The organism is Rothia sp. HMSC072B03 (assembly GCF_001809565.1).
GTDB lineage: Bacteria > Actinomycetota > Actinomycetes > Actinomycetales > Micrococcaceae > Rothia > Rothia mucilaginosa_A.
Window position 1 is genome coordinate 20,821 of the sequence record NZ_KV797966.1, and the last position, 22,455, is coordinate 43,275.

At 59.5% G+C, this 22,455-nt stretch carries 19 protein-coding genes, 3 tRNA genes and 2 rRNA genes; 19 read left to right on the top strand and 5 right to left on the bottom strand.

The window, feature by feature from the left end; translation table 11 throughout:
• Nucleotides 1-44: 44 nt before the first annotated feature.
• Nucleotides 45-182, bottom strand: coding sequence for a 50S ribosomal protein L34 (gene rpmH / locus HMPREF2630_RS01485; protein WP_005504094.1), 138 nt, complete (start codon nt 180-182; stop codon nt 45-47).
• A 637-nt stretch (nt 183-819) separates the two neighbouring features.
• Between rpmH and dnaA the strand changes: the two genes are divergently transcribed.
• The 16 genes from dnaA (at nt 820) to rrf (HMPREF2630_RS01565) (ending at nt 16,997) form a co-directional block, all read left to right on the top strand.
• Complete coding sequence (dnaA, locus tag HMPREF2630_RS01490; RefSeq protein WP_049344499.1) at nt 820-2,496, top strand: chromosomal replication initiator protein DnaA; 1,677 nt, start codon at nt 820-822, stop codon at nt 2,494-2,496.
• 804 nt (nt 2,497-3,300) lie between these two features.
• Nucleotides 3,301-4,425, top strand: coding sequence for a DNA polymerase III subunit beta (gene dnaN, locus HMPREF2630_RS01495; RefSeq protein ID WP_070483100.1), 1,125 nt, complete (start codon nt 3,301-3,303; stop codon nt 4,423-4,425).
• A 129-nt stretch (nt 4,426-4,554) separates the two neighbouring features.
• Complete coding sequence (gene recF / locus HMPREF2630_RS01500; protein WP_049344500.1) at nt 4,555-5,823, top strand: DNA replication/repair protein RecF; 1,269 nt, start codon at nt 4,555-4,557, stop codon at nt 5,821-5,823.
• Between the two features lie 55 nt (nt 5,824-5,878).
• On the top strand, nt 5,879-6,547 hold the full coding sequence (locus HMPREF2630_RS01505) for a DciA family protein (protein WP_371440187.1): 669 nt from the start codon (nt 5,879-5,881) through the stop codon (nt 6,545-6,547).
• Between the two features lie 391 nt (nt 6,548-6,938).
• Nucleotides 6,939-8,954, top strand: a complete 2,016-nt coding sequence (gene gyrB, locus HMPREF2630_RS01510) for a DNA topoisomerase (ATP-hydrolyzing) subunit B (RefSeq protein ID WP_143131577.1) — start codon at nt 6,939-6,941, stop codon at nt 8,952-8,954.
• A 72-nt stretch (nt 8,955-9,026) separates the two neighbouring features.
• On the top strand, nt 9,027-11,660 hold the full coding sequence (gene gyrA / locus HMPREF2630_RS01515; protein WP_049344504.1) for a DNA gyrase subunit A: 2,634 nt from the start codon (nt 9,027-9,029) through the stop codon (nt 11,658-11,660).
• On the top strand, nt 11,660-12,250 hold the full coding sequence (locus tag HMPREF2630_RS01520) for a DUF3566 domain-containing protein (RefSeq protein WP_049332247.1): 591 nt from the start codon (nt 11,660-11,662) through the stop codon (nt 12,248-12,250). Before gyrA ends, HMPREF2630_RS01520 begins: the two co-directional genes overlap by 1 nt.
• A gap of 231 nt (nt 12,251-12,481) precedes the next feature.
• A tRNA-Ile gene (locus tag HMPREF2630_RS01525) sits at nt 12,482-12,555 on the top strand.
• A 142-nt stretch (nt 12,556-12,697) separates the two neighbouring features.
• Nucleotides 12,698-12,770 (top strand) — tRNA-Ala (locus HMPREF2630_RS01530).
• A gap of 3 nt (nt 12,771-12,773) precedes the next feature.
• Nucleotides 12,774-12,890 (top strand): 5S ribosomal RNA (rrf, locus tag HMPREF2630_RS01535).
• A 447-nt stretch (nt 12,891-13,337) separates the two neighbouring features.
• Nucleotides 13,338-14,564, top strand: coding sequence for an inorganic phosphate transporter (locus HMPREF2630_RS01540; protein WP_049344506.1), 1,227 nt, complete (start codon nt 13,338-13,340; stop codon nt 14,562-14,564).
• A gap of 3 nt (nt 14,565-14,567) precedes the next feature.
• Nucleotides 14,568-14,873 carry a hypothetical protein gene (locus HMPREF2630_RS01545; RefSeq protein ID WP_049344507.1) on the top strand — a complete coding sequence of 102 codons (306 nt, stop codon included), beginning with the start codon at nt 14,568-14,570 and terminating at the stop codon, nt 14,871-14,873.
• Nucleotides 14,874-14,926: 53 nt separating this feature from the next.
• Nucleotides 14,927-15,373: a DUF3349 domain-containing protein gene (locus tag HMPREF2630_RS01550; protein WP_049344508.1), complete on the top strand. Its 447-nt coding sequence runs from the start codon at nt 14,927-14,929 to the stop codon at nt 15,371-15,373.
• 186 nt (nt 15,374-15,559) lie between these two features.
• The gene (locus tag HMPREF2630_RS01555; RefSeq protein ID WP_080975305.1) at nt 15,560-16,690 is read left to right on the top strand and encodes an acetamidase; all 1,131 of its coding nucleotides are present in this window, start codon (nt 15,560-15,562) and stop codon (nt 16,688-16,690) included.
• Nucleotides 16,691-16,804: 114 nt separating this feature from the next.
• Nucleotides 16,805-16,877: transfer RNA gene (locus HMPREF2630_RS01560), tRNA-Ala, on the top strand.
• Nucleotides 16,878-16,880: 3 nt separating this feature from the next.
• Nucleotides 16,881-16,997: ribosomal RNA gene (gene rrf, locus HMPREF2630_RS01565) — 5S ribosomal RNA — on the top strand.
• Between the two features lie 200 nt (nt 16,998-17,197).
• On the opposite strand, the gene HMPREF2630_RS01570 is transcribed toward rrf (HMPREF2630_RS01565), so the two are convergent.
• On the bottom strand, nt 17,198-17,533 hold the full coding sequence (locus HMPREF2630_RS01570) for a hypothetical protein (protein WP_049344510.1): 336 nt from the start codon (nt 17,531-17,533) through the stop codon (nt 17,198-17,200).
• Between the two features lie 171 nt (nt 17,534-17,704).
• On the opposite strand from HMPREF2630_RS01570, the gene HMPREF2630_RS01575 reads away from it, so the two are divergent.
• The 3 genes from HMPREF2630_RS01575 to HMPREF2630_RS01585 all read left to right on the top strand — a co-directional run bounded on the left by HMPREF2630_RS01575 (nt 17,705) and on the right by HMPREF2630_RS01585 (nt 20,053).
• A complete protein-coding gene (locus HMPREF2630_RS01575; RefSeq protein ID WP_049344512.1) occupies nt 17,705-18,232 on the top strand; it encodes a peptidylprolyl isomerase in 528 nt (175 codons plus the stop codon).
• 149 nt (nt 18,233-18,381) lie between these two features.
• On the top strand, nt 18,382-19,194 hold the full coding sequence (locus tag HMPREF2630_RS01580; protein ID WP_049344514.1) for a rhomboid family intramembrane serine protease: 813 nt from the start codon (nt 18,382-18,384) through the stop codon (nt 19,192-19,194).
• Between the two features lie 46 nt (nt 19,195-19,240).
• Complete coding sequence (locus HMPREF2630_RS01585; protein WP_049344516.1) at nt 19,241-20,053, top strand: rhomboid family intramembrane serine protease; 813 nt, start codon at nt 19,241-19,243, stop codon at nt 20,051-20,053.
• 344 nt (nt 20,054-20,397) lie between these two features.
• On the opposite strand, the gene HMPREF2630_RS01590 is transcribed toward HMPREF2630_RS01585, so the two are convergent.
• From HMPREF2630_RS01590 to HMPREF2630_RS01600, 3 genes are all read right to left on the bottom strand, one after another.
• On the bottom strand, nt 20,398-21,216 hold the full coding sequence (locus tag HMPREF2630_RS01590; protein ID WP_049344518.1) for a shikimate 5-dehydrogenase: 819 nt from the start codon (nt 21,214-21,216) through the stop codon (nt 20,398-20,400).
• A gap of 1 nt (nt 21,217) precedes the next feature.
• Nucleotides 21,218-21,538: a glutaredoxin domain-containing protein gene (locus tag HMPREF2630_RS01595; protein WP_049332267.1), complete on the bottom strand. Its 321-nt coding sequence runs from the start codon at nt 21,536-21,538 to the stop codon at nt 21,218-21,220.
• Nucleotides 21,539-22,094: 556 nt separating this feature from the next.
• Nucleotides 22,095-22,298: a hypothetical protein gene (locus tag HMPREF2630_RS01600; protein ID WP_049332269.1), complete on the bottom strand. Its 204-nt coding sequence runs from the start codon at nt 22,296-22,298 to the stop codon at nt 22,095-22,097.
• Nucleotides 22,299-22,455 lie beyond the last annotated feature (157 nt).

Below are 22,455 nucleotides of genomic sequence, written 5' to 3' on the forward strand. Positions count from 1 at the left end.
CCCCGCCGATGCGTGTGCATCGGCGGGCGAACTATATGCCGTGATTAGGCCGAGAGCTTTGCGCGGCCCTTACCGCGGCGGCTCGATAGAATCGCGCGGCCTGCACGGGTACGCATACGCAGACGGAAGCCGTGCTTCTTAGCGCGACGGCGGTTGTTCGGCTGGAAAGTACGCTTGCTCATACTTTGTCTCCTTGATTTTTGCGGTTCGTGCCCTCACGGGTATCGGAACCGTACGCTTCTTGGTGCACGGAGGTACCGCGACTATTCGCAGTAGGCGGTGCACACACAACAGCACAACTTTAGAAGAGTGGAGGGCGTAAATCAAGTTCTTGACGCTTTTTTCCGCGTGATTCCGGGCTCCTTATGGGGACTGGGTGCGGAATCGAGGAGAGCTGTTGGTGACGATCGAGGGTTTATGAGAGGCCGAGGGGAACCCTGAAGGGAACACGCTACACTCCACTCGCATGAGTCACCACCCCCATCCCCACCCCTGGGGATAACGCGGGATCGCGACTATCCACCGCGGTGCATATCCTCCTCGGATAGCACATTGCGCAACGCTTATCCACAGGCGCACGCAAACGCACTACCCCCTGTAATTACAGGGAAGTCGGCGAATTCTCCACCGTTTTCCACCCTCCATCCACTCCTGTAATTACAACTTTTCCACCGTGTGGAAAACTCTTGTGGAAAACGCTAAATGCCTGTGCATTAAGCGGGTAGAATCTTAATGACCTGCGGAAGGTTCCGGCATCGTTGGCACTCTGTTGAGCCGCCAACGTCTTCTGCGGCAGATTGAGCGGAGGTAAAGACCCCTATGACCGAGTCACTTCAGGCGCGATGGGCGCACCTGCTGTCTATCCTGAGCAGCGACCCGAACGTCACGGCGCGCCAGCGTGGATTCGTGAACCTTGCGCGCCCCCAGGGTCTGATGGGATCTTCGCGCCTCATCATCGAGGTGCCCAATAAGCTCACCCGCGCCGTGTTTGAGGAGCAAATTACAGCACCTTTCCGCGCCGCACTGCACGAGGCGTTCGGCCCCTCCACCACCGCGCTTTTCGATGTGAACGAGGCGATGGTTCCCATTGAAAGCCCAAGTCAGGACGTTAATGAGCCGGAACAGGCCGCGCCCGTCGAACCCGCAATTGCCGCAGCTCACCAGGTTCCCGATGAGCCTTCTGGCTATTCCACCGCAACTCCCTACGCCGAGCCCGCCCGCCGTGAGGCCCCCGTTGGCTCCCGAGCTTTCGAGTACTACACCGAGCCGCATCCGGCGCCGGATTCCGAGGCGCACGTCCCTGCGGATGAGCAGGTGACTCGTCCCTCGCTACAGGCCCTCGAGGCAGAACGAACCGCTTTCCACACTGCGCACAGTGAGGCTCCCGCCCCGGCCGCGCCGGTTGCGACCCAGCACGAAGACCCGGAAAACGCTCCGACGTGGGATAGCTCTGCTCGATTGAACCCGAATTACACCTTCGATACCTTCGTGATCGGCCAGTCCAACCGCTTTGCTCATGCAAGCGCCTTCGCCGTGGCAGAGCAGCCCGGCATCGTGTACAATCCGCTCTTCATCTACGGCGGTTCGGGCCTGGGCAAGACCCACCTACTGCACGCGATTGGCCACTACACCAAGTACCTTTACCCGAATCTGCGAGTGCGCTACGTGAATTCTGAAGAGTTCACGAACGATTTCATCAACTCGATTCGCGACGACGAGGGTTCCTCGTTTAAGCAGATTTACCGTAACGTTGACGTGCTTTTGATCGACGATATTCAGTTCCTGGCCGGTAAAGAGGCGACAATGGAGGAGTTTTTCCATACCTTCAACGCGCTGTACAACCACCAGAAGCAGATTGTGATTACTTCGGATTTGCCGCCGAAGCAGCTGACCGGCTTTGCCGAGCGGATGCGTTCGCGCTTCGGGTCGGGTCTGAACGTGGATGTGCAGCCTCCGGAGTTGGAGACCCGCATCGCGATTCTGCGAAAGAAGGCTCAGAGCGAGATTTTGCCGGTGCGCGATGACGTTATGGAATACATTGCTTCCCATGTCACGGCCAATATTCGCGAGTTGGAGGGCGCTCTGATTCGCGCGAGCGCCGCCGCCTCGATGAAGAAGCCTCCGGAGCCCATCACCCTGGCCGAGGCTGAGACCTATTTGAAGGATTTGCTGTCGGATACGGGCGGTGCCGAGATTACCTCGGCGTTGGTGCTCTCGACGGTGGCAAAGTATTTCGATGTGTCCATCGAGGATATGCAGTCGAAGTCTCGCACCCGCACGCTCACGAACGCCCGCCAGGTGGCGATGTATCTGCTCCGTGAGCTGACAGAGATGTCCCTGCCGCGTATCGGTAATGATTTGGGCGGCCGCGACCACACGACCGTGATGCACGCGGTGCGTAAGGTGAGCGCGCAGATGGCTGAGCGACAGACGATTTTCAATCAGGTGACCGAGCTGACGAACCTCATTCGCCAGGAACAGCGCGCCGCCGGATAGGCCCACGGAACCACCTACACCCCCTATAAGCTGCTGACAAGGCGTTTTATAGGGGGTATCGGGGTGGTTTGAGAGGGGCAGGGTTATTTTCGGCCATGATTTTCGGCTGACTGAGCCCTGAAATATGGGGTGTGGATAAGCTGTGCTTTAACTCCGGCGCTCGTGTGGACGTTAAGTGCATGAATATTCAAAAGGTGTGGAAGAGAGTAAATGCATAAATATTCATACACAATGCATCCTCAGTTCGGGGAGGATTCCTCCACTTAATGTCCACAGGTCACTTCCGCGTCATTGCGGGGTTCTGCGGGGTTTTCCACCGTTTCCACAAGCGTTAATAATACTACTGTACTTAAAGAAAAAATCCTCCCCATAACATGAAACATTTCCTCGCCCCGAGCTGCCGGGAAGTTCGATATGCATTTTGAGCTACTCAGGGCGTTCGCCCGTCGTAATTTCAGGAAACACTAGGCGATAGTAAGCGCTTTCTTTGATTCATTCTCCCTGTTGGTTTTGGCGAGAAACCCACATTTTTGAATGTCTAATTTCGAATCTATTTTCGACGCCTTCCAAGGATTCCTTCGCGGTTCTTTGTAATTACAAAAATGCGAGGCTGGTAACCGTGGTGACCGACCGTGTTCACCGCAAATCCCTGTAATTACAATTCGTCTGGATTCCGGTAGGATGGATAGACGCGCGCGCACGGGCAACGCGCACTAGAGCAGGCGAAACCTTCCGGCTCTCTCGCAGTTCAGCTTTACGTGCGCCACAAACCGAACCTCTACCACCGTGAAAGGCGCCTTCTCGATGAAATTCACCGTTGAACGCGATGTCCTCGCCGAAGCAGTCGGCTGGACGGCACGCTCCCTGCCCTTGCGTCCTACCTCCCCCGTGCTCAACGGTCTGCTGATTACCGCCTCCGCCGGCGAAGTCAGCATCGCAAGCTTTGATCACGAAACCAGCGCCCGCCAGGTTATCGCCGCCGATGTTCAGGCCGAGGGTGTGTGCCTTGTTCCAGGTAAGATCCTGGCCGAAATCTGCCGTTCTCTTCCGAACGCTGAGGTCGAGTTCACCGCTGATGAGTCCGTGATTCGTCTGCACTGCCGTTCCGCTAACTTCCAGCTGGCCGGCATGCCCGTGGCCGATTACCCCGAGCTGCCCGAACTGCCCGAAGTTTCCGGTACCGTCGACGGCGCCGAATTTGCTGAAGCCGTCAAGCAGGTTCAGATTGCGGTGTCCAAGGACGAGACCCTACCCCTGCTGACCGGTATTCGCGTCGAGATTAACGGCGACACCATGACCCTGCTCGCCACCGACCGCTACCGTCTAGCCATGCGCGAAATCAAGTGGAACCCCGTCAACCCCGATATTCAGGCGGCTGTTCTGCTAAAGGCCAAGACCGTTTCCGAGGTCGGTAGCACTCTCTCCGGCTCCGGCGAGCTCTCCATTGCGCTGCCCGCCGCCGGTGAACTGATTGGTTTTGCCGCCGGTACCCGCCGCACCACGAGCGTTCTGATGGACGGCGATTACCCCAACATCCGTGCTCTCTTCCCCGAGCAGACCCCCATCCACGCGGTGGTTCGCACCTCCGACCTGACCGAGGCAGCTCGCCGTATCTCGCTCGTGGCTGAGCGCAACACTCCGCTGCGCCTGAAGTTCACCCAGGGTTCGGTTGCCATCGATGCGGGCCGCGGCGACGAGGCTCAGGCCTCCGAAACCCTGCAGGCTCACCTCTCCGGCGACGACATCACCGTGGCGTACAACCCCTCCTACCTGCTGGACGGTCTGAAGGTGTTCGGCACCGAGTTCGTGCGTTTCTCCTTCACCGATGCGCCCAAGCCCGCCGTGATCTCGGGCCAGGACGAGCCGCTGGCTGAGGATGACCGCAACTACCGCTACCTGCTGATGCCGGTGCGTCTGCCCTCGAACTAGTAGCTTGCCGCCCCGCGCCCTTCCCGAGGCTCTGCCCAGGGAAGGCTCGCGGGGCTGTGCTTTCCCCGTCCGCGCCTATCCCCTCCTCGACCGAACCGTCCAACCGAACCGCATGAAAGGAGCCGTCCGGTGTACATCGACCACATCTCGCTGCTGGATTACCGCACCTACGCGCTGCTCAACCTGCCTCTATCGGCCGGGGTGACGGTTTTTCTGGGCTCGAATGGCGTGGGAAAAACGAATATCGTAGAGGCCATTGAGTATGCGGCGGCCCTCTCTTCGCACCGGGTGAGCCACGATGGTCCGCTGGTGCGCGTGGGCGCCGCCCGAGCCTACATCCGCACCCGCACTGTGCGCGGTTCGCAGCAGACCGTGACCGAGTTTGAGGTGGCTCCCGGTCAGGCGAATCGCGTGCGCATTAACCGGGCTGCCCCGGTGCGCGCTAAGGAAGCTCTGGGCATTGCTCGCACGGTGCTGTTTTCCCCCGAGGACCTGCAATTGGTGAAGGGCGATCCTGCCGGTCGTCGTCGATTTGTGGATGAGCTGGCCGTCTCCCTGCGCCCCGTGGTGGCGGGGTACCGCAGTGAGTACGAGCGGATTTTGCGGCAGCGTAATTCGCTGCTCAAATCGATGCAGCGCCGCGCTCGCGACGAGAACGCGCTGAGTACCCTCGCGGTGTGGGATGGCCAGCTTGCCCTGATGGGGGCGCAACTGCTCTCTGCACGCTTCCGTCTGTTGCAGCGCCTACTCCCCCAGCTGCGTCGCGCCTATGCGGGGCTGACGGACGGTTCTAAGGACGTGGGGTTCACCTACGAATCCTCCGTCTTTGCGAGCATGGGCGAGCGCTCTCTCGAACATGCGGCCCTCATGAGCATCAAGGACCTGAAGGAGGCGCTTCTGCGCGGTTTCGCCGAGCGTCGCGCCGAGGAAATTGAGCGCGGCGTGACGCTGGTGGGGCCGCACCGTGAGGATGTGACCCTGCTGCTGGGCGGCCTTCCGGTTAAGCATTTTGCCTCGCACGGTGAGAGCTGGTCGTTTGCCCTGGCCATGAAGTTGGCTTCGTGGTTTGTTCATGTGGAGGACGATTCTTCGCCGGGTGCCTCCCCCATCCTGATTCTTGACGATGTCTTCGCCGAGCTCGACTCGGCGCGCCGCCACCGCCTGGGCGCTATGGTTGCCGCGGCGGAGCAGGTGCTCATTACGTGTGCCGTACTCACGGATATTCCGGAGGAGCTGGGTGAATACCGCTTGGTGTCTGTAACTCCCGGCCACGCGGAGTACGTACCGTCGCCCGGCACTCGCGGTGGGAACGCAGAAGGAAGCACCGGTGAGACCCTCGCCAAGGAGAGCGGCGAAACGTTAGCTGAGAATCCTATTGCTGGTGGGGATCATGAGTAACCGTCTCGGAGAGGATTCCGTCCCCCTCACTGCACCCTTCGGAGATTCCTTGCCGATGCCTTCCCCGGCCCCTGACGCCCGTGAGCTCAACAGCACTGTTTCACGTGAAACATCCGGCGGCGAGGTCGATGGCTTCGGTGAATTTTACCGAGACGAGGTGGACGCCCCCGCGGCCCTGCTGACTCGTATGCGCGTGGCCGCCCAGGAACGCGGCGAGGCGCCCCTCAACGCTTTCTCGGCGCGAAAGATTATGCGCGAGTTCGGCGCCGCGATGTCCGGAACCGCCCCCAAGAAACGTCGCGAACGCGCACAGGGGTGGGATCCCCGCGTCATGGGCGGGTACAGCGGCCCCGGTGAAAGCTCCCGCGATCCCAAGCCGCTCGGGGGTATCGTGAGCGCGCTGATTCGGTCCCGAGGCTGGAAAGAGCCCGTGGCCGTCTCGAGCGTGCTGGCCCGCTGGGCTGAACTCGTTGGTCCCGAAATTGCCGCGCACACCAAACCTCTCAGCTTCGAGAACTCTATCGTTCAGGTGCAGTGCGACTCCACCGCCTGGGCCACTCAGCTGCGCCTGATGCACGGGCAGCTTATCGAGCTCTTCCGCCGAGAGCTTGGCGAGGGCGTGGTGGCGCAGGTGCGAATCCTGGGTCCGAACAATGGCCGCTGGAGCCAGCGCGGGTATCGTCGCGCCTCCGGGATGCGCGGGGTGCGCGATACCTACGGGTAGGAGAGTCGGTGGTGCGTGCGGAACGAATTCTTGCCTCGAAACCGGACCGCTTGAAGAAGCAAAACCTCGGAAGCGCCCGCATCCCGGCCGCATAACCGAGGTGTATCCCCCCTCACCGGGGAGGGGGTTGGGCGTCTCTCAGGGGCCATTACGGGCGTTTGAGGGGGTGGAATATGGGTGAATTGCCCATAAAATGGCGCGCTGGATGGCTTTAATACCCCCTTGCTCGGTAAAATAAAAGGGACAATGCGTAAAGTGCGCCCACCCGGGCGCCGCCGGCACCGCGAGTCCCCGAAGGCGCTTCACGCGCCGCGCCGAGGCGTTCTAGGCTACCCTCGGCAGTGTTCGCGGCTCCCTGCCGGTGCCCGGCTTACCCAAGGAGTTTCCCCTCGTGGCACCTGAACAGCCCCATGAATACGGTGCGTCCGACATCACCGTGCTGGAAGGCTTGGAGGCGGTTCGTAAACGCCCCGGCATGTACATCGGCTCGACCACCGAGCGCGGTCTGCACCACCTGGTCTACGAGGTCGTTGATAACTCCGTGGACGAAGCGCTTGCCGGTTACGCCTCCGAAATCGACGTGACCATCCAGGCCGATGGCGCGGTGCGCGTCAAGGATGACGGTCGCGGTATTCCCGTGGATGAGCACCCCACCGAGCACAAGTCCACCGTCGAGGTCGTCATGACCGTGCTGCACGCCGGCGGTAAGTTTGGCGGCGGCGGCTACTCGGTTTCCGGTGGTCTGCACGGCGTGGGTATCTCCGTAGTGAACGCCCTATCGACCCGCGTGATTACCGAGGTGCACCGCCAGGGCTACGCGTGGCACATCTCCTTCTCCAACGGTGGCGTGCCCGACGGTCCCCTGCATCGCGGCGAGCCCTCCGATAAGACCGGCACGATTCAGACCTTCTATCCGGATCCCGAGATTTTCGAGACTGTCGAGTTCGATTTTGAGACCCTGCGCGCTCGCTTCCAGCAGATGGCCTTCCTGAATAAGGGCCTGACCATCACCCTGACCGATGAGCGCGAGAAGTTCGCCGGTGACGAGGTTGCCGAAGAGGAGAAGGAAAACACTCTCAACCGCGTGCGTGCGAACGCTGACGGTTTCATGACCGTCACTTACCGTTACGACAACGGCCTGTTTGACTACGTGCACTTCCTGAACGCCGGCGCGAAGACCATCGTGAACGAAGAGATTGTCTCCTTCGAATCTGAGGACTCCGACCGTAACATGAGCCTGGAAGTGGCCATGCAGTGGACCGGTGCGTACAAGGAATCCATCTACTCCTACGCAAACACGATCAACACCCACGAGGGCGGCACCCATGAAGAGGGTTTCCGTGCCGCGCTGACCTCCCTGGTGAACCGTTACGCTCGCGACAACAAGCTGTTGCGCGATAAGGACGATAACCTCACCGGTGAAGACGTGCGTGAGGGCCTGACCGCGGTCATCTCGATTAAGATTTCCGAGCCGCAGTTCGAGGGTCAGACGAAGACCAAGCTGGGTAACTCGGAGGCGAAGTCCTTCACCCAGCGCGAGGTGAACGATCACCTGAGCGACTGGTTCGACCGTAACCCCGCCGTGGCCAAGGACATCGTGCGTCGCGCGATTACCGCCGCCCAGGCGCGTATCGCCGCCCGCAAGGCCCGTGAGACGACCCGCCGCAAGGGCCTGCTGGAGACCAGCTCCATGCCCGGTAAGCTCAAGGACTGTTCCTCGAAGGATCCGTCGATCTCTGAGATTTACCTGGTGGAGGGTGACTCCGCGGGTGGTTCGGCGGTTCAGGGTCGTAACCCGAACACTCAGGCTATTCTGCCGCTGCGCGGTAAGATCCTGAACGTTGAGCGCGCTCGCCTGGACCGCGCCCTGTCGAACGCCGAAATTCAGGCGATGATTACCGCCTTCGGTACCGGTATTGGCGACGACTTCAACATCGAAAAGGCCCGTTACCACAAGATTGTGCTCATGGCCGATGCGGACGTGGACGGCCAGCACATCACGACCCTGTTGCTGACCCTGCTCTTCCGCTTCATGCGCCCGCTGATTGAGGCCGGTTACGTGTACCTGGCTCAGCCGCCGCTGTACCGCATCAAGTGGTCTAACGCTCCGCACGATTACGTCTACTCCGACGCAGAGCGCGACGAGGCTCTGGCACGTGGTTTGGCGAATAACCAGCGTCTGCCCAAGGACAACGGTATTCAGCGTTACAAGGGTCTGGGTGAGATGGACTACACCGAGCTGTGGGACACCACCATGGATCCGGCGCGCCGTACCCTGCTGCAGGTGAAGATGGAGGACGCGGCTGCCGCGGACCAGATCTTCTCGGTGCTTATGGGTGAGGACGTTGAGGCCCGCCGCGAGTTTATCCAGCAGAACGCAAAGGACATCCGATTCCTCGATATCTAACCCGCACGACATATTTCTTTTGGGGAATATGTGGAATGGGTTATGTAACCGAGTGATTTATTGAGGGAAATAATGAGCGAAGAACAGCAGAACGAAGTGACCGGAGCTGACGTCGTCAGCACCGGTGACACCGAGATCGTGGACCACCACGGCCACATTGAACAGGTGGACCTGCAAACCGAAATGCAGCGCTCCTACCTGGACTACGCGATGGCCGTCATCATCGGTCGTGCCCTGCCGGATGTCCGTGACGGCCTCAAGCCCGTGCACCGTCGCGTCATCTACGCAATGTACGACGGCGGCTACCGCCCGGACCGCGCCTTCAACAAGTGCGCCCGCGTGGTCGGCGACGTCATGGGTCAGTTCCACCCCCACGGCGATCGCGCCATCTACGACACCCTCGTGCGTCTGATTCAGAGCTGGATCATGCGCTACCCGCTGGCATTGGGACAGGGCAACTTCGGCTCCCCCGGTAACGATGGCGCAGCGGCTCCCCGATACACCGAGACGAAGATGGCCCCCATTGCCCTGGAGATGGTGCGCGACATCAACGAGGACACCGTTGATTTCCAGCCGAACTACGACGGCAAGTCCCTAGAGCCGACCGTTCTGCCCGCGCGCATCCCGAACCTGCTGATTAACGGCTCCTCGGGTATCGCCGTGGGTATGGCGACCAACATTCCCCCGCACAACCTGCGCGAGGTGGCCGAGGGCGTGGAGTGGTTCCTGAAGAACCCGCACGCCACCAACGAAGAGCTGCTGAACGCTCTGATGGCTCGCATCAAGGGCCCGGATTTCCCGACCGGTGCGCAGATTCTGGGCACCAAGGGTATTGAGGATGCGTACCGCACCGGCCGTGGTTCGATTACCATGCGTGCCGTGGTCAACGTCGAGGAAATCCACGGACGCACCTGCCTGGTCGTCACCGAGCTGCCCTACCAGGCAAACCCGGATAACCTGGCCATCAAGATTGCCGAGCTCATCAAGGACGGCAAGGTCACCGGTATCGCCGATCTGCGCGACGAGACTTCGGGTCGTACCGGTCAGCGCCTGGTGATTGTGCTCAAGCGTGATGCTTCCCCGAAGGTTGTGCTGAACAACCTGTACAAGCACACCCAGCTGCAGGAGAACTTCTCCGCGAACATGCTGGCCATCGTGGACGGCGTGCCCCGCACCCTGTCCCTGGACGCTTTCGTGCGCCACTGGGTCAACCACCAGCTGGATGTTATCGTCCGCCGTACCCGCTACCGTCTGCGCCAGGCGGAGGAAGAGGCGCACATCCTGCGCGGCCTGCTCAAGGCCCTGGATGCTCTGGACGAGGTTATCGCCCTGATTCGCCGCTCCCCCACCGCGGACGAGGCGCGCACCGCTCTGATGGAGTTCCTGCAGATTGACGAGGCTCAGGCTCAGGCCATCCTGAACATGCAGCTGCGTCGCCTGGCCGCTCTGGAGCGCCAGAAGATTCAGGACCGCCACGACGAGCTGATGCGCATGATCGCCGAGTACAACGCGATTATTGCTTCCGAGACTCGCCAGCGCGAGATTATCTCTGAGGAGCTGGGCGAGATTGTGAACCGCTACGGCGATGACCGTCGCACCCAGATCATGTACGGCTACAACGGCGACATGTCGATGGAAGACCTCATCCCCGAGGAGGAGGTCGTGGTGACGATTACTCGCGGCGGCTACATCAAGCGCACCCGCAGTGATCAGTACCGTAGCCAGCACCGCGGCGGTAAGGGTATTAAGGGCGCCTCCCTGCGCGGCGATGACGTGGTGGAGCACTTCTTCGTGACTACCACGCACAGCTGGATTCTGTTCTTCACGAACCTGGGCCGCGTGTACCGCGCGAAGGGCTACGAGTTGCAGGAAGCCGGCCGCGACGCGAAGGGTCAGCACATTGCGAACCTGCTGGAGTTCCAGGGTGGCGAGCATATCGCCCAGGTGATGGAGCTCAAGAGCTACGAGGACGCTGAGTACCTGGTGCTGGCAACCCGTGGCGGCATGGTGAAGAAGAGCCGCCTGAGCGATTACGACACGAACCGTACCGCGGGCCTGATCGCCATCAATCTGCGCGAGGGTGACGAGGTTGTTTCGGCCTTCACCGTTTCGGCTGCCGATGACATCCTGCTGGTTTCTCGTAACGGTATGTCCCTGCGCTTCCACGCGGATGACGCTTCGTTGCGCCCCATGGGTCGCTCGACTTCCGGTGTGACCGGTATGAAGTTCCGCGATGGTGACGAGCTGATTTCTGCCAACGTGGTCACCGGGGGCTCCTACGTCTTCGTGGTGACCGAGGGTGGCTACGCGAAGCGCACGAGCGTGGATGAATATCGCGTTCAGGGTCGTAACGGTTTTGGCATTAAGGTTGCTAAGCTTGTGGAGGATCGTGGCGCCCTGGTGGGTGGCCTCATCGTGGACGAAGAGGACGAGGTCCTGGTCGTGATGTCCAGCGGCAAGGTTGTTCGTTCGAATGTGAATGAGGTTCCTGCGAAGGGACGCGATACCATGGGTGTTATCTTCGCAAAGCCCGGTGAGGGCGATTCGATTATCGGTGTAGCCCGTAACCAGGATCGTCAGCTGGACGACAGCGATGATGAAAACACTGAGAATGCCGAGGCGGCAGACGATACTTCTGCGGCTCCCGGCACGGATAACGAGGGTGAAGCGGCGGCTGCCGACCTCACCGCTACTGGAGGTAACTAATGAGCAGCACTCCCGCGAGCTCCTCTTCCGCGTCAGCGCAGCGTTCGGCAGCAGCTGGTGCGTCTAAGAAGGGGGCCCCTAAGTCCGGTGCCCGCCGCCCGGCTCAGGCACGTTCAGGTCAGGCCCGTCCCGGAGCCGCTAAGCGTCCTGCCGGCAAGCGCCCGGTGAATGCTAAGCGTCCGACGGGTTCGCGTCGCCAGCTGGTGCGCCCCGCGCCTCGTTCGAAGATTCGTCGCGCGCGCCTGGTGGTGCAGAAGGTCGATACCTGGTCGGTAGCAAAGCTGATCTTCCTGCTGTCGATTGCTCTGGGTATCGTGACCGTCGTGGCCTCGGTGATTCTGTGGCTGTTCCTGCAGGCTTCGGGTGCCTTTACCGGTGTAAACCAGCTGATTAGCTCGCTGGGTACCGGTTCGACCACCGTGGATATCTCGCAGATGATTTCGCTGGGGCAGGTGGCTCTGGTAACCACGATTTTTGCCGTGGTGAACACCGTGGTCTTCACCCTGCTGGGTATGATTGCTGCTATCCTGTACAACCTGGCTGCAAAGCTGGTGGGTGGCGTGACCCTGACTCTGAGCGACGAGTCTTAAGAGCGCTCGACTATGAGTTTGAATTGGGCGGTATCGTCTCCGTGCGGAGGCGGTGCCGCCCTTTTTCGCGCTATCTTTTCTGGGTTCTGCGGGGGCTTTGGTGGTGTGTCCTATCTTGATGCTGAACCCCTTCACATGTATGTGATGCATAACATATCATTCTGATTTGGTGTTCCCTCTAAACGCCTGTATAGTTATATCTCGTTCTACGGAAGAAATTCCGCAGAGGGAGGGCGTATAGCTCAGACGGTTAGAGCGCTTCGCTGATAACGAAGAGGTCCCAAGTTCGATTCTTGGTACGCCCACTCCACACTGTGAAAGGCAGAGATGAAGAAAGTTTTTCTGATTATCGCTCTTTCGAGTGTTGTTGTGATGGTGCTAATAAAGCGTCAGAACAACGAGGTTATCAAGGCCTGGAAATAACTAAACAGTGGTTTCCGCTGAAGCGGGGGCGTGGCGCAATTGGTAGCGCATCTGCTTTGCAAGCAGAGGGTTAGGGGTTCGAGTCCCCTCGCCTCCACTTTCCGGTGATTATAGCAAGAGGGAAACGCCTGGCTCCATTCCGAACCCAGAAGCTAAGACTCGTCGCGCCGATGGTACTGCACTTTTGTGGGTGTGGGAGAGTAGGTCGTTGCCGGTTTATTTTTGAGAAAGACCCCGTATCGAGAGATGCGGGGTCTTTTGTTATATATGCTGTACCCCTCCTCGGGGCACTCGGTTTAGGGCTTTTGCGGTGGGCTACCGGGGAATTTGCAGTAAATGCATAACGGGGTACTCGATGCGAGGTGGGTAATAGATGCGCATCACAAATAGAAATCTGGGAACTTCCTGAAGGTGAACACTAGATGAACTCACCTCAGCGTTTAGTGTGTAGTATGTCGCCTACTGCCCCGGTTTAGTGAAGAATCCACATAAAACAACTTAATGATTCTGATGGGTGCACCCTTTTTGCCTAGTGGTAGCGGGTTTCTCGAGATGATGGACGAACAACCCCACGAAACACGCACCTAATCGTGTGGGTTTGCGTGTTATTTCGTGTTAAAACCGAATACTTTCGATTTTTGGGGAAGCGACAGATAATTCTCTTGTGACTACAGAACTCATTATTCTCGTGATCGTGGTGCTGACCGCGCTCGCCTTCGACTTTACGAACGGCTTTCACGACACCGGCAACGCGATGGCTACGTCCATCGCTACCGGCGCGTTGAAGCCGAAGACAGCCGTGGCTCTCTCCGCATCCCTGAACCTGGTGGGTGCCTTCCTCTCTGTTGAGGTGGCACGCTCGGTCGGTAGCGGCATCGTGAACCTGGACCGTATCGACGTAACCTCGGACGGCCCCGCACTGATGCTCATCGTCTTTACCGGCCTGGTGGGCGGCATCCTCTGGAACGTGCTGACCTGGCTGCTGGGTCTGCCCTCCTCTTCGTCGCACGCACTGTTTGGTGGCCTGATTGGTTCTGCGCTGGTAGCCATCGGCTTCGACGGCGTGCAGTGGATGGGCGTGCTCTCCAAGATCATTGTCCCCGCGGTTCTATCCCCCGTCATTGCCGCAATCGTGTCGGCAACCGGCACCTGGCTGGTGTACCGCATTGCTGCCCCTGTGGCCGATGAGCGCAAGCACAGCGGCTTCCGCAAGGGTCAGGTGGCTACCGCATCCCTGATGTCTCTGGCGCACGGTACGAACGATGCGCAGAAGACCATGGGCGTGATTTTCTTGGCTCTGGTGGCTTCGGGTTCTCTCAATAGCGACGACGCCATCCCCCTGTGGGTCAAGGCGGCCTGTGCGCTCGCTATCGCCCTGGGAACCTACCTGGGTGGTTGGCGCATCATTCGCACCCTGGGTAAGGGCATCGTTGAGGTGGATACCCCGCAGGGTGTGGCCGCCGACGGTGCCTCCGCCGCGATTATTCTGACTTCCTCGCACTTCGGTATGGCGCTGTCCACTACCCACGTGGCCTCCGGCTCGATTCTGGGTAGTGGCCTGGGTCGAAAGGGCGCCGAGGTTCGCTGGTCCGTGGCGGGTCGTATGGTGGTCGCCTGGCTGATTACCCTGCCGGCTGCCGCGATTGTGGGTGCTCTGACCTGGCTGATTGGTCACGGCTTGAATGCTCTGACCGGCACCCAGTTCATTGGCGAAATGACCGTGTTCGCTCTGCTGGTTATCTTCTGCTTCCTGATGTGGCGTCACTCCCAGAAGGACAACATTGACGCTTCGAACGTGACTGGCGACTGGGATGAGAAGGAAGGCGCTGCAGTCACCGGCGCTGAGGCATCCGCGGATCAGGCTCTTGCTACTGAGAAGGCAGGTTCGTAAGCCATGGCATATCTGTTGGATATCGTAAACAAGATTATTCCGGTACTCATGGCCGGTCTCTTCTTCGGTGCGGGTCTTCCGGCGCTGTATGCGCTCGGCCTCCGCCTCATGGCGGGCCGTACCGAGTACACGGCGGATGGCCAGCTGGTGGAGATTGAGCCGCCGAGCACGGTGGCTAAGATTGCCGCCGGGATTGTTTTTGCTATCATCGTAGCAATCGTAATCATCGCCATTCTCTGGGTTGCTAAGGACTTTATCCACCACACGTTCGGCTGGAATATTTTCGGCGTCACCGGTGGAGGTCACTAGAACCGTGAAACACACAGTGAATATGATGATGACAGTATCGAAGGAGGGGCTCAATGCCTGATAAGGGCATCATCTCTCGAGTAATCGACTGGCTGAGCGTTGGGTATCCCAAGGACGTCCCCGTTCAGGACCGTGCAGCCGTGATGGCCATCCTGAAGATGCGTCTGACGGATGAACAGCTGCAGGAAGTGGTCCGCCAGCTCATGCAGTCCCGCGCTGCTCGCGGTGAGGCATACGTGAGTGACCAGCGAATCAACGAGTACATTCGTCGCGTGGTCGACCATACCCCGACCCCGCAGGATATCGACCGAGTAGCTAAGATTCTGGGTGCACACGGCTTCCTGATTGCAGAGAACCATGTGAACGAGGATGCCGAGCCTGACGGTCGTACGGAGTACGTGCCGTACGAGGACCCGACGACCGGTGAGATTCGCATTGCGGAGCTGGCTGCCGAGTCGGCAAACGTCGCATCACCGCAGACCGCTGAGTCGGATGACTAAAAATTCGAGGGTTGGCTAAATAGACGACCAAGGGGCCTACCGGGCGATTAGTTCGCCCGGTAGGCCCCTTTCTATGTCCAGGCTCTCGCTCTAGGCTCCGCCACCTTGACGCCCCATCGGTGTATTCTTACTCCGCTATCTCTCACTCTGGGCGGTCCTCGACCGCCGCTCATCCCCGGAGGCTCAATGTCTTCTTCGCAGATTCCCGAATCTCATCAATCAGAAAAATCTACCGGCGCGCGAGGCCGCTTCGCGGCCGTAGGAAACGCCGCAAAGCGGCGTGGGCGCGACCTTGTGGTTCCCCGACGCTCCCTGCTGCTGACCGGTGGCGTCATCCTGGCGGGTGGCCTTATCGCTACGGCACCGCGCATTGCCGCTACCGGCCTTCTGGGCGAGGATGCCGCCGTCACGGTTTCCGTAGAAAAGTTGCTGGCTCGCCGCGAGCGTCGTGTGCGCGAAAATATCGATACCCGTTACCTGCGCATTGAATCGCTGGAGCGCATCAATGTGGGTAAGGGAAACGAAGAGCAGAATCTGCGACTGGTGGGTTCCCTAGCACTCACGGAAGCCGCACAAGCGGATTTGCCGGCCGCTGCGGAAGCGCTGGCCCAACTATCGGTTTATGGCTCAATACAGCGTCTGAGCGTCACCTACGGCGGCGTAGACCCGTTTAACGACCCGCAGGGGGTTGGTCAGCGCGCCAATACCCCGGTCGCTCCGCTGCGTGTGAACGATTCGGCAACCCTTGACCGGGAACAGTGGCTCAAGCTCCTCAATGCATCAGCCGCGCTGGGAACCAACGCGGACTATACCCAGGGGATCGCCATGGCGGACGAGCTACGCCTAACCGCGGTCATCGAGGAGGGCGAGTATGCCGACGTGGTTCGTCGCTTCCGCGCCCTGGGCAGTCTGGGCACCTCAGAGGAGCGCGTGAAGCAGATACAGCTCTACGCGCAGATTGCCATCTCTAAGGCGGTGAAGGTGCCCTCGGGTGCCGAGACGAAGATCGCTGTGAGCGTTGCGGAACCGGCCCGCGTGGCGGTGGCAGCCGATGCCCTGGATAGGGCGGTCACACCCGCTGAGTTGAACACCCTCGCAACTTTCGCGCTAACGTGGAACGCCCGCCAGGAATACCCAGCCGCCGGACGGGACGACGCCCTTAAGCTGGGGTTTAAGAGCCCCTCATCGAAGGACGAGCAGGCAAAAGAGAAGCTGAAGGAAGCCATTCGTCGCTACCTGCAGGAAGAGTCTGGGCCGCTGAACGCGGTGTCCAAGCGTGAGGCGAATGTGCCCGGCGAGGTCATCACGGGGGCGTAGCGCGTCGGCTTCCCTTTGGGGAGGCTTAGCGATGCTGTGATGGGTCTTACGAAAAAAATGTCCGTGAGGATTTGGTGATGTCCGAACCGCTGGTATAGACTGGTAGGGCACCACGGGGGCGTGGCGCAATTGGTAGCGCATCTGCTTTGCAAGCAGAGGGTTAGGGGTTCGAGTCCCCTCGCCTCCACTTTCCGGTGATTATAGCAAGAGGGAAACGCCTGGCTCCATTCCGAACCCAGAAGCTAAGACTCGTCGCGCCGATGGTACTGCACTTTTGTGGGTGTGGGAGAGTAGGTCGTTGCCGGTTTATTTTTGAACCGAGAACCCCATGTCGAAAGACATGGGGTTCTTCGCGTATCCGGGATATCGCTACGGGGAAGCAAGGTGGCGGCTTCACACGTGACCGCGCCTCCACGCTTATCCCACGCACGCAAAACGGCCGCTCTCCGGAGAATCATCCGGAGGCGGCCGTTCAAGCTAGATACGCGCTAGAGGCGGGAAGAACGTTTAGGCGTTCTTCCAAGGATCCTCAACGGGGCGAGCAGCGTTGTATGCGGCCGCGCCTGCGACACCCAGCGCCACAACCAGGCCCAGGAAAGCCAGACCCTTGCGGGGGCGCTTACCGCCGTTGCGCTCGATGCGTGCCAGCTCCTTCTCCGCGGCACGAGCGGTCTTTGCGGTGGCCTTGCGGGCCTTCTTCAGGGCGTTCTTCTTGCCGGTCAGCTTCTCGGCGAAAAGCTCAGCGGCCTTGCCCTCAAGTGAGGACTCAGCGGCAGCCAGGGACGAGACGACAGCCTGGGCCTTGGCGGACTTACGAGCCTTACGCTTCTTGCAGCAGAACATGGGGTGACCTCCATCGGTTGGGCGTCGCGGCGGTAAGAATCGTCGAGACGCGCGTAGTGTTCACCTCTCAGGATATTCAATTCCGGCCTAAAAAGCCCGCCCGACAGTGCGCCCGGGGCGAAAAAACACGTTGTATGGCGAATGAGCGCCAGCCCGTGCCACAATAGAGCCATGACTAATGCAACTGCTAAGGCAACTATCCACACCAACTACGGTGACATCGTCGTGAACCTGTTCGGTAACCACGCACCCCTGACTGTCGAGAACTTCATCGGCCTGGCCGACGGCTCCCGTCAGTGGAAGCACCCCCGCACCGGTGCAATCATGAACACCCCCCTGTACAAGGACGTCGTGTTCCACCGCATCATCAAGGACTTCATGATTCAGGGTGGCGATCCCCTGGGCATGGGCGTTGGTGGCCCCGGCTACCAGTTCAAGGACGAGATTCACCCCGAGCTCTCCTTCTCCAAGCCCTACCTGCTGGCAATGGCTAACGCCGGCCCCGGCACCAACGGTTCCCAGTTCTTCATCACCACCGTTGAGACCCCTTGGCTGAACGGCCGCCACACCATCTTCGGTGAGGTCGCTGACGAGGCCTCCAAGAAGGTTGTCGACGCTATTGAGGGCGTTGAGACCGGCTTCCAGGACCGCCCGGTCAAGGACGTCGTCATCTCCTCGATCGACGTCGAGAAGCTCTAAAACCCCTTCAGAAGGCTCGTGAAGCGTTCTGGTGTGTTGATAAAACACATATAGTTCAGGGGCCCGCCAGGATTTTTCCGGCGGGCCCCTGAACTTATATGGCCTGTACACCGTTCCGAACCATCCGGCACAAAATCTTTGGAGATTCAGTGGAGAACTTTCCCAACTACTCCGGCTACGGGCAGACCCCTACGGTCTGCGCCAACCACCCCGACCGCGTCAGCTACGCCCGGTGCGGACGATGCAACCGGGCCATCTGCGGTGAATGTCAGATGAACCAAGGAGCCGGTACGGTCTGCCCGGATTGCTACAGGGAGCTCAACGGAGGCACCGCGAAGCCGAAGCGTTCCTTTATCGCCCGTCACTGGTACCTTACGTACACGCTCATCCTGATTAACGTCGTGGCGTACGGCCTGCAACAGATTATTCCGAACAGTTGGCTGGTCAACCACGGCAGGATGTGGTGGCCCTACGTCCAGCACGGTGAATATTACCGCCTCATCAGCTACGGTTTTCTGCACTCACAAAACGACCCGATGCACCTGGTGTGGAACATGATTTACCTCTTCATCTTCGGTGTATCTCTCGAACGCATGATGGGGCGCTGGAAGTTCCTTGTGGTGTACCTGGGCTCAATCGTCTTTGGTGCCTTCGGCGTGCACGTGCTGGCTCCTTCAACGAGCGTGGCGGGCGCCTCAGGCGGCGTGTACGGCCTCTACGGCGCATTCTTCGTCATCCTGCTTCTTAGGAAGCAAAAGGATACTGCGCGCCTCTTTATGCTGTTTATCGGCATTGGTGTGGTGCAGAGCTTCTTCAACCCGAATATTTCCCACGCATGCCACGCGGGTGGCTTTGTGGGCGGCGTGCTGCTGACCCTGCTATTCGTGCCGTTCGTGAAGAAGCCCGAGTCCTCGGAGCCGCCGCAGCAGAGCCCGCAGCAATGGCAAAACGGCAGGTACTGAACCTGAAAATTCTCGGAAATTCGGCATAAAAATCTTTGGAGAGTTAGTGGAGAACTTTCCCAACTACTTGAAGTACGGGCAGACCCCGGCGGTCTGCGTTAACCATCCCGACCGCGTCAGCTATACCCGGTGCGGACGCTGCAACCGGGCGATCTGCGGCGAATGTCAGGTAAACCAGGGGACCGGTACGGTCTGCCCGGATTGCTACCGCGAGATCAACGGGGGCGCATCGAGACCGAAGCGGTCTTTTATAGCCCGTCACTGGTACCTTACGTACACGCTCATTCTGATTAATGTCGTGGTGTACGGTCTGCAGCAAATCATTCCGTTCCGCTGGGTACACAACCTCGGCATGATGTCGGGTCCCCGTGTTCACCACGGCGAGTACTACCGCCTCATCACGCACGGATTCGTACATTTACAGAATGACCCGACGCACCTGCTGTGGAACATGGTTTACCTCTTCATCTTCGGTGTGTCTCTCGAGCGCATGATGGGGCGGTGGAAGTTCCTCTTCGTCTATATGGCTGCCATCTTGGGGTCCGGCATTAGTGTGTACCTCTTCGACTACTACCGTGGCGCCGTGGGTGCGTCAGGCGGCGTGTACGGACTCTACGGTGCGTTCTTCGTCCTTCTGCTTCTTCGGAAACAGAAGGACACGGCACGCCTCTTTATGCTGCTCATCGGCATTGGTGTGGTGCGGAGCCTCTTCAACCCGAATATTTCCCACGCGGGACACTTCGGTGGTTTTGTGGGCGGCGTGCTCGCAACCTTGCTGATTATTCCGTTCGTGAAGAAGCCGGATCCTTCGGAACCGCCGCAACAGGGCCTGCAGCGGTGGTTCAAGGGCCGCTTTTGAGCCTGAAAATCCGCGGAAAATCGCCGCGGAGGCTGGTTATCCACAGAGGTTTTCCACACTGTGCATAACTACATTCGTGTAATTCCAAGAGTGTGAGTACATGTTTAAAACCTGTGGATGTAGCCCAAAACGGGTGAATCACACGGCATGAATTACACCGGTGTAAGAGTTTTCCCCAGATTTCTCCACAGATGTGGAAAACCTTAAGTACCAGGCTGTGTGTAATTACAAAAAATTTCGGCGCAAAGCGCCGGATAGAACAAAAAGTGCCCGGAAGGATAAACCTTCCGGGCACTTTTTGTGTATCGCGCCCCGTAAGGGGCGAAGAAGCAGCGGGTGCGAACCTAGTTCGCCTGAGCCTCCGCCTCCTCAACCTCCTCGGGGGTCAGCTCCACACCGGTGTACAGGCGGAACTGCTCAGCAGCCTGCAGGGCAATCACCTCACCGCCGTGAATAACTTCCTTACCCGCCGCGCGAGCCGCACGGATCAGCGGGGTCTCAACGGGCATAGCCACCACGTCAAAGACCACCTGAGCCTCGGCGATAGCCTCTTCGGGGTAGGACAGCTCCTCGCTCTCCTCACCGCCAGCCATGCCAATCGGAGTCACATTCACCAGAATCGGTGCGCGTAGGTTACCCACCTCCGGCGCCCACGCGTACTCGTAACGCTCAGCCAGCGCACGGCCGGTCTCCTCGTTGCGGGCAATAATCATGCCCTGCGCAAAGCCTGCGTCAAACAAGGCGCCAGCCACCGCAGCCGCCATGCCACCCGAACCGCGCAGCAGGAACGGCAGAGACGGATCCACATTGTGCGAACGCAGCAGAGAGGCCACCGCAATCACATCCGTGTTGTACGCTTTCAGGAAGCCGTCAGTGTTCACAATCGTGTTCACCGCGCCAATGACCGCAGCCGAGTGGTCCATATCGTCCATCAGCGGGATAACAGCCTGCTTGAACGGCATCGATACCGAACAGCCGCGAATACCCAGCGCACGCACACCGGCGATAGCGCCCTCAATATCGGTGGTGGTCATCGCCTTGTACAGGTAATCCAGGCCGTGCTTCTCGTACAGGTAGTTGTGGAACTTGATGCCGTGGTTCGACGGGCGACCCGACAGAGAAATGCAAACCGTCGTATCGCGGTTCAGAGCAGGGCGAGCCATCTTAGGCCTCGCTACCGGAGTCGAGGGTGTTCTCGATCAGCTTCTTTACCTTGTTGCGGCTCACCAGGTCGGCCACCACGAAGTGGGTGTCGCCGGTGTCGACCGTAGGAACGACGGCGTTGCCCTCGTTGAGCGCCTTGACGTGTTCCTCAGCCTGCGGATCCTCCCAGATGTTGACCCAGGTGGCGTAGTTGCCGAGGTCGCCCAGCTTGGCGTCCAGAGCCTCGCAGTAGGGGCAGCCGGGGCGCCAGTAAATGACGACACCGCCGTTCTTCATAACCTCGCGGGCCTGCTCCTGGCTGGACTGCTGACGTTCGAGCATAGTTCCTCCGTGTGTTGGATGCGCCGGACGGATTATGTGAATCACGCGGGAGAGCCCGGCCCGGGCGCGCTAATACTTACCGTTTAAAGCATATCCCGGTGAGCGGAATTGAGCTTGCGGATTTTCTAAAGGGGAACTTCTGCCAGCGAATGGGAAGACGGGGCGTTAACGGCGCACACCCCGTGCTCCAAGCCGCAGGGGCAGGAACGCGGGGCGTGCACAGGCGCGAGATATCGCGGGCGCTTGCGAGAGTGAGAGATGAGAAGGAGAGCGATACACGGCAATGAGCATGCCGCTGCTGAGTGATGCTTCGGGTGCAGCATCGATGGGAAGCACCCGAAACGAGGTGGGAACCCCACCTTTGGTGGTTGAGTGAAAACCTAGAGGGGACGGCCCGTCTGAAGGCTGCCCGTCGGACGCGGAGTATTCAACCGTATCCGAACAGAAGGATTCTCCAGGGCCTTTGAACCACGCTGATGCGGAGCTCAAAACCCTGGAGAACCGTGGGATGTTTCAAGCCGCATCCCGAAATAACCGCGAAGCGCGGAAAAGAGGCTTACTTGTCGCCGAGCTTCTGAGAAACTTCGTCAATCTTATCGTTGATGACGTCCTCAACCTTGGCAACGTGCTCGTTGCTGACAACGTCCTTGCCGGCCTTGTCGTTGATGGCTTCCTTAGCCTTGTCCAGACCGTGCTCAACTGCCTCCTTGACCTTGTCGAGGTTCTGCTCAACGGTGTTCTTGATGTTGTCGAGGCCCATGCGGGTCTCCTCTCTGCGCAATCGCGCGCTCTCATATGAGGTATATTCCGGATTCAACGGAGAACCGGAATATGATGTGCGAAAGAACCTGTTGCCTAAATCGCCCGGCGCTCGCCGCGGTGAAATTTTATGGCTTACAGACTGGCCTTCTCGATAA